Below are 6,694 nucleotides of genomic sequence, written 5' to 3' on the forward strand. Positions count from 1 at the left end.
AATCCGTTTCCCGAAGGAAACTTCATCGCTCGACTTGCATGTGTTAGGCACGCCGCCAGCGTTCGTCCTGAGCCAGGATCAAACTCTCAATAAAAAGTTTAATCTTTTCACTCATAAAACTTACTTTTATAAAAAGAATTGCTGGTTGTTTAAATGTTTTATATATTCTGTTCAATTTTCAAAGACCATTTTATCTCGTCGCCCTCAAGCGACTCATTTATCTTATCACTTTCGAAAAACTTTGTCAACATTTTTTTCAATAAGTTTTTACTTAATTTGATTTAAAATGTTGTCTCGCTTCCGTAGAAGCTCTTTCGCATCAGCGACAAGATTTATATTATCATCAACAATTAATATTGTCAACATTTTTTTGCAATTTTATATCAAATCACCCCTTATTTCATATAATAATATAAATTATTACTAAATATAAGGATTTTTAGGTATGTATAACATTATAATGAGCAAAAAAAGTTCAGTAAAGACAACTATAAAACAATTTCTTAATGCAATTTTCTCTAATAATAATTTTAAGCAACTTATATCAAATGATAAATTAAATGAATTACTCGATTTAAAGATAAAATACTTCACTCTTTATAATAAAAAAAGCTCTCTTCCTATTTTAGATTCATATTCTAAAATAAAATATGATTTTATTAAGGAAGTAGACGAGAATTATTCTCTAGTTAAATTTTCTGTATACTCAATATTTGATATTGATGGTAACAGCTTTAATTCTATAACTACATCAACATATATCTCACTACTAAAAAAGATATCAGATAAATGGTTTATAGATTATATATCTGATATAGAATCATTAAAAGATACAGTCAATTATAAAGATCCAAAGACTTTCATTCTTTTTTACAACACTTTATTAGATAATGAAATAGATAAATATAATTCTTTATTATTAAACTTTAATACTCTTAATATAAATATCAAGAGCACAGTTGCAGCCTCATCAGTATTAAAAAAGACCTCTTACTCAAAATCTAAGGCAGTAGAATACGCTGAAAAATATGCTTTAAATTATAACAAAGAGTATATAGATTTTGATAAAAATGGTGGAGATTGTACTAACTTCGTATCCCAAACTATTCATTATGCTGGAATAAAGACCTCTTCAACATGGAAACCATACTCTAATCCTTGGGTTAGAGTAAACGAACTACGTAATTACTTAATTTATAATCACCTTGCATTTGAAACAACAAATATAGATCAAAATTGCGTTGGATCTATAATACAATTCTTTAGCCCAATTAAAAATACTTGGTCCCATTCTGGAATTATAACTTATAATACAGGAAATACATGTCTTTACTGTTATCATTCTTATGATAAATTAAATTATCCTCTTTCTTATGTATATCCTAATATATACCCTAAGATAAGAATAGTAGTTCCATATTAAAAGGCTAACATAGTCGTGTTAGCCTTTTTATGCCTCTATATTATTTTTATTCTCACTCTTATTTTTAATATCTTCTTTTTTATTTCCAAATAATTTATTCTTTAAAACATTAAATAGCATCTTCTTTTTCTTCTCTTCTTCTCGATTATCCTTATCTATCATTAATGCGATATCCATTATAGGCGATATTTGATCTATTGTATCTTTATAACCGATACTAACTCTCTTCTTAGTATTATCTGGAGTAAAATCTAAAACACCAGCCATTAATCCCGCTTCCATTTCACTTGGTCTTATTTCTACTATCTTTGAGTTTGGATAGAGTTCTCTATTAATTTTTACATTGCTAGCTAATGGGACTACTATTATTATATCGCACCCTTCACCATATACAGGTTGTATTGGTATATTATCAGTCATACCTCCATCTAGATAATTTTTACCTTCTATTTCTTCACTTTGATATATCATCGGAAGAGCTGATGTAGCTAAAAGTATTTTTCTTATATCCTCATTGTTATAATCACCAACCTTAAAGTATTTTGCTTCTACCTTTGGTATTTCAGTACATGCCGCATAGCATATCCTATTTACACTTTTTATCTTATTAAAGTCTAAGTATTTATCAATTATTTCTATTAGACCATCTCTAGGTATATCTCCACCATTTATAGCTTTAGGCATATATTTTTTTATTAAATTCAAATTTCTTGATCCAATTGTTACAAGTATACTTCTTTTTAATAAATCCTTATGATCTGTTGGTAGTATTTTCTCAACACTTATATTCATCCATACCTCTTCTGCAATATTTATATCATCTTGATTAAATAACATAGCATTTAAAGCTCCTATTGATGTGCCTGATATAACACTAATATATTTATCTATCTTTAACTCCTTAAGAGCTTTCCATACTCCTATTTGATACGCCCCTCTTGCTCCCCCTCCAGCTAAAACTAATCCTATTTTCATTTTAATCCCCCCTTTAATATTAATAATTTTTACTACATATAATTTCACACTATTATTTTATACTGTATTTTCTTATTGGTTAAAACAAAAGGGCCTTTCTATGTATTTTTAAGAAAAACCCTTACAGTCATATTTAATTATAGACTACTTATTAACTTTTAATGTATCTAGAATAATTAACGCAGTATCTTCTATTGCTCTTTGAGTAACATCTATAGTTTTACAACCAATTCTTCTTATTATCTTATCTGAGAACTCAAATTCTTCTAATATTCTAGCATCCCCTGCATACTCAATGTCAGATGGTATCCTATGAAATTTATCTAATCTTCTTTTTCTTATCTCAATTAATTGAAGTGGATTTATTGTCAGTCCAAATACCTTCTTCTTATCAATTTCATATAATTCTTTAGGCACCCCTACTTCAGGTACTAATGGGATATTTATAGCCTTTATTCCTTTATTAGCTAAGTACATACATAATGGTGTCTTTGAAGTTCTTGAAAGTCCAATTAAAACTACATCAGCATTTTTAAGACCTCTATAATCTTTACTATCATCATATTGCATGGCAAATTCCATAGCTTCTATTCTTTTAAAGTAATCTTCATCAGTCTCCCACATTGCACCTGGATTATTATCTGGCAATCTATTAAGTTTAGAAGATGCTACATTTAGTATTGGACCTAGTACATTTATAACTGATATATTATTTTCTATACCTTTTTGAGTTAAATATTCTCTTACATTAACAGTTATTATTGTAGAAACTATAATCGCTTCCCCTTCACATTCTTTAACTGCACTAATTACATCCTCTATATCTTCCAAAGTTTTTATATACGGAATCCTCTCTACTACAACATCATTTGAAAATTGACTTGCAGCAGCAATAGCGACTTGATTGGCTGTTTCCCCTATAGAATCTGATACGGCAAATATTGTTAACATCTCAATACCCTCATTTCTGTTAAATTTGTAATTTTCAAAATTCTCTTTATATTTATATTATTACATATTTTTTTTATTTTTCTCAATAGTGAATTTTATTATTATATGTTAAACTTAATTTTGTAAGCTGTGATTTACAAATTATTCTTTATATGGAGGGCATAATGAATACTAAAAAATTATTAATTATATGTACATTGCCTGTAATGTGGCTAGTTTATCTATTATTTGAATTATTTACTGGAAGAATAAATGACTTAACTACTATCATAGGAAATATCTTATTGATAATCTTATTTGGAATAGTAGGATATGCTTTTTATAGATTCACATTAAAAAGATCTGATGGTCTTACAAGGAAGTGTATCTTTGAACTATTTTTTATACTTATGTTGCTTGACCAAGGAATCAAAATAATAATTAAACTATTCTTCTTTAATTCTTACTTTGATATTTTCAATGGATTCTTATCCTTTAACCCATTAATTAATACAGATGGGTCATGGTTAAATGCTAGATTTGGTACATCAGTTAGTTTTTCTATGCTGATTATACTTAATATTATAGCTTTAGTAATATTTATAGAATTATACAGATATTATAGAAGCAAAGGTAATAAAGGTATATTTGGAGATCTTGCTATAGTATTTATAACTGCTGGAGCTTTATGTTCTCTAATAGATAAAGTTTTTTATGGTGGTAGCCTAGACTTTATAGGAGTAAGTAATTTATTTGTAGCTGATTTTAAAGATATATATATTAACCTTGGAATATTATTTTTAGTTATATGCCTATACGATAATGGCTTCTTCTCAAATGAAGATGATACAACTTTAAAGGAAGACTTTAAGAGTATAAAGAAATTCTTAATTTTTATCGGTAATGATATAAAATCATTATTTCCAAAAAAGAAATAATCATAGCAATTAACAATAGCAATTCAATTTAAAACTCATATGTATAAATAAAAGCTACATCAAAAATTTGATGTAGCTTAAATATTACCAATAAAATAAAATTACTAATAAAAAAAGCGGTGATTATAAATCACTGCCTAATTTCTATCTTAATAAAAAAAAAGATTATGCTTGCATAATCTTTTTGAATATATAATGCTAAGCAAGTTCCTATTAGAGAATTACTTAAAGTAATTCTTGGTGGCTCGCCCGGGAATCGAACCCGGGACACCATGATTAAAAGTCATGTGCTCTACCGACTGAGCTAGCGAACCATATGGACCTGGCAACGTCCTACTCTCCCACACAGTCTCCCGTGCAGTACCATTGGCGCTATAGAGCTTAACTTTCCTGTTCGGAATGGGAAGGAGTGTTTCCTCTATGCCATCATCACCAGATTGCTTTGCCGTTTCGCCTTAATTAGCGGCTCAACAATTACTTATTATATAGACCTAACAACCTTTTGTCAACAAATTTCTTCATTTTTTTTATATTTTTTTATTTCTAAATATATAAACAACCCTCAAAGCCTTATACTTCAAGGGTTACAGTGTTTTTATTTCTTACTATTTTTTCTTTAATAACCTAGTCTTTTTATATATTCTTTGATAACATTTATTGAACTTTGGAATTTATTTTTTTCTTCATCACTCATGTGTATCTCTACAATTTCTTTGACACCTTCTGAATTTAATATAACTGGTACTCCTGCAAATACATCAGAGACTCCATATTCACCTTCTAAAAGAGTTGAAACTGGTATTACCTTATTCTCATTATATAAAATTGCTTTTATTATTCCTACACTTGCACTAGCAATCGCATAATATGTAGTACCCTTTCTCTTATATACTTCCCATCCAGCTTGTGCAGTGTCTTGAACTAGCTTATCAAGATCTACATTTGGAAATCTATCTTTATTATCTTCTAATACCTTTATAAATGATTTTCCTCCTACAGTTACATGTGACCAAGGTACCATTTGTGAATCTCCATGTTCGCCCATTGAATATCCTTGTACACATCTAGGATCCACATCTAAAAGCTCTCCAATAAAGTTCTTTAATCTTGCAGTATCTACTGATGTCCCTGTACTTAATACATGACTTTTTGGTAATCCAGATAACTTATATACATGATATGCTATAATATCTGCTGGATTTGAAACTATTATAAAATATCCCTTAAATCCTGATTCCATAATAGGATTTACAATTGTCTCAACTATCTTTGCACTTAAGTCCAACGTATCTAATCTTGTTTGTCCAGGCTTTGGTGGTGCTCCTGCTGTTATTACTATAACATCTACATCACCACATTCATCATAAGATGCAGCTCTAACCTTAGTATTTCTATTTAAATACTCTATTGAGTGATTTAAATCCATTGCTTCTCCTACAGCTCTTTCATTGTTTATATCAATCATAAGAACTTCATCGCATACACCTTGTGTAACTAAGCTAAATGCGGTACTAGATCCAACTAGGCCTGTACCAACTATTGCTACTTTAGTATTTTTAATTCCCATATTATCTTCTCCCCATTTCTCTTAAGATTTTATCCATAATGATTTGTTTTACTATATTAATACTATATAGTAAAATTTTTAAAAAATAAACTCTAAAAATAATATATATTATTTTTAGAGTTTATTTTTTTATCGCCGTTAATTATTATCATCATCAAGTCTTTTAGTCTTTATTTCAGCAAAAATATTTCCACCCTTCCCTCCCCTTAGGATAAAATCCCTAGGTATATATCTCTTTAACTCCTCTATTTCATTAATAAGTTTATGAATATCACCTTTCGTAACAGGCTTATTTTCCTCTTTTAATTCATATCCTATCCCCACTTACTTCTACAGTTGCATATTTAACATCTTTTATAGAAGCTATACCCAATTGTCTCAATCGCTTTTCAAGCATATCCACTGATAATCTTATCTTTTTTAGATTTCGAAAGTTAATAATTCCATTCTCTATGACTATTACAGCTTTCTAGTTATATTTTTATATAACAAAAAAGACCTAAATAATTTTAGGTCTTTTAAAATGGTGCGTCATCAGGGATTCGAACCCGGGACACCCTGATTAAGAGTCAGGTGCTCTACCAACTGAGCTAATAACGCATATCTTACCTGGCAACGTCCTACTCTCCCACACAGTCTCCCGTGCAGTACCATTGGCGCTATAGAGCTTAACTTTCCTGTTCGGAATGGGAAGGAGTGTTTCCTCTATGCCATCATCACCAGATTTCAGATTGTTCTCTGAAAATTGCACATGAATTTTTGTTGATCATCTTTTTTATTGGTCAAGCCCTCGACCTATTAGTATCAGTCAGCTGAACATATTGCTATGCTTACACCTCTGACCTATCAACCTTGTGTTCT

7 protein-coding genes, 2 tRNA genes and 4 rRNA genes are annotated in these 6,694 nt (G+C 29.4%); 2 read left to right on the top strand and 11 right to left on the bottom strand.

The window, feature by feature from the left end:
* A 16S ribosomal RNA gene (locus tag K5V21_RS18735) occupies nucleotides 1-94 on the bottom strand; the annotation flags it as partial.
* Nucleotides 95-445: 351 nt separating this feature from the next.
* Here K5V21_RS18735 and K5V21_RS18740 point away from each other — a divergent pair.
* Nucleotides 446-1,423, top strand: a complete 978-nt coding sequence (locus K5V21_RS18740) for an amidase domain-containing protein (protein ID WP_221862607.1) — start codon at nucleotides 446-448, stop codon at nucleotides 1,421-1,423.
* 27 nt (nucleotides 1,424-1,450) lie between these two features.
* Here the strand turns inward: K5V21_RS18740 and K5V21_RS18745 are convergent, their stop codons facing one another.
* Together K5V21_RS18745 and K5V21_RS18750 are read right to left on the bottom strand one after the other, a co-directional pair.
* Complete coding sequence (locus K5V21_RS18745; protein ID WP_221862608.1) at nucleotides 1,451-2,398, bottom strand: patatin-like phospholipase family protein; 948 nt, start codon at nucleotides 2,396-2,398, stop codon at nucleotides 1,451-1,453.
* A gap of 144 nt (nucleotides 2,399-2,542) precedes the next feature.
* Nucleotides 2,543-3,349 (bottom strand): pyruvate, water dikinase regulatory protein, encoded by an 807-nt coding sequence (locus K5V21_RS18750; protein WP_204596833.1) that lies wholly within the window; start codon nucleotides 3,347-3,349, stop codon nucleotides 2,543-2,545.
* Between the two features lie 164 nt (nucleotides 3,350-3,513).
* Between K5V21_RS18750 and K5V21_RS18755 the strand changes: the two genes are divergently transcribed.
* Nucleotides 3,514-4,266 (top strand): signal peptidase II, encoded by a 753-nt coding sequence (locus tag K5V21_RS18755; protein ID WP_221862609.1) that lies wholly within the window; start codon nucleotides 3,514-3,516, stop codon nucleotides 4,264-4,266.
* A 238-nt stretch (nucleotides 4,267-4,504) separates the two neighbouring features.
* On the opposite strand, the gene K5V21_RS18760 is transcribed toward K5V21_RS18755, so the two are convergent.
* The 8 genes from K5V21_RS18760 to K5V21_RS18795 all read right to left on the bottom strand — a co-directional run.
* A tRNA-Lys gene (locus K5V21_RS18760) sits at nucleotides 4,505-4,580 on the bottom strand.
* Nucleotides 4,581-4,586: 6 nt separating this feature from the next.
* Nucleotides 4,587-4,703 (bottom strand): 5S ribosomal RNA (gene rrf, locus K5V21_RS18765).
* Nucleotides 4,704-4,882: 179 nt separating this feature from the next.
* On the bottom strand, nucleotides 4,883-5,833 hold the full coding sequence (locus K5V21_RS18770) for an L-lactate dehydrogenase (protein WP_221862611.1): 951 nt from the start codon (nucleotides 5,831-5,833) through the stop codon (nucleotides 4,883-4,885).
* A gap of 138 nt (nucleotides 5,834-5,971) precedes the next feature.
* Entirely contained in the window at nucleotides 5,972-6,157 is a 186-nt protein-coding gene (locus K5V21_RS18775; RefSeq protein WP_221862613.1) for a hypothetical protein, read from the bottom strand.
* Entirely contained in the window at nucleotides 6,141-6,293 is a 153-nt protein-coding gene (locus K5V21_RS19785) for a YetF domain-containing protein (protein WP_221862615.1), read from the bottom strand. The genes K5V21_RS18775 and K5V21_RS19785 overlap by 17 nt, the downstream gene beginning before the upstream one ends.
* A 64-nt stretch (nucleotides 6,294-6,357) precedes the next feature.
* Nucleotides 6,358-6,433 (bottom strand) — tRNA-Lys (locus K5V21_RS18785).
* A gap of 7 nt (nucleotides 6,434-6,440) precedes the next feature.
* A 5S ribosomal RNA gene (gene rrf / locus K5V21_RS18790) occupies nucleotides 6,441-6,557 on the bottom strand.
* A gap of 54 nt (nucleotides 6,558-6,611) precedes the next feature.
* Nucleotides 6,612-6,694, bottom strand: a 23S ribosomal RNA gene (locus K5V21_RS18795); the annotation flags it as partial.

Origin of the sequence: Clostridium sardiniense, assembly GCF_019753795.1 — a bacterium.
Taxonomy (GTDB): Bacteria; Bacillota; Clostridia; order Clostridiales; family Clostridiaceae; genus Clostridium; species Clostridium sardiniense.

What these genes read in the sequence shown, in the direction of transcription:
- K5V21_RS18740 (WP_221862607.1), top strand. Translation starts at nt 446, where the DNA reads ATGTATAACATTATAATGAGCAAAAAAAGTTCAGTAAAGACAACTATA.
- K5V21_RS18745 (WP_221862608.1), bottom strand. Translation starts at nt 2,398, where the DNA reads ATGAAAATAGGATTAGTTTTAGCTGGAGGGGGAGCAAGAGGGGCGTAT.
- K5V21_RS18750 (WP_204596833.1), bottom strand. Translation starts at nt 3,349, where the DNA reads ATGTTAACAATATTTGCCGTATCAGATTCTATAGGGGAAACAGCCAAT.
- K5V21_RS18755 (WP_221862609.1), top strand. Translation starts at nt 3,514, where the DNA reads ATGAATACTAAAAAATTATTAATTATATGTACATTGCCTGTAATGTGG.
- K5V21_RS18770 (WP_221862611.1), bottom strand. Translation starts at nt 5,833, where the DNA reads ATGGGAATTAAAAATACTAAAGTAGCAATAGTTGGTACAGGCCTAGTT.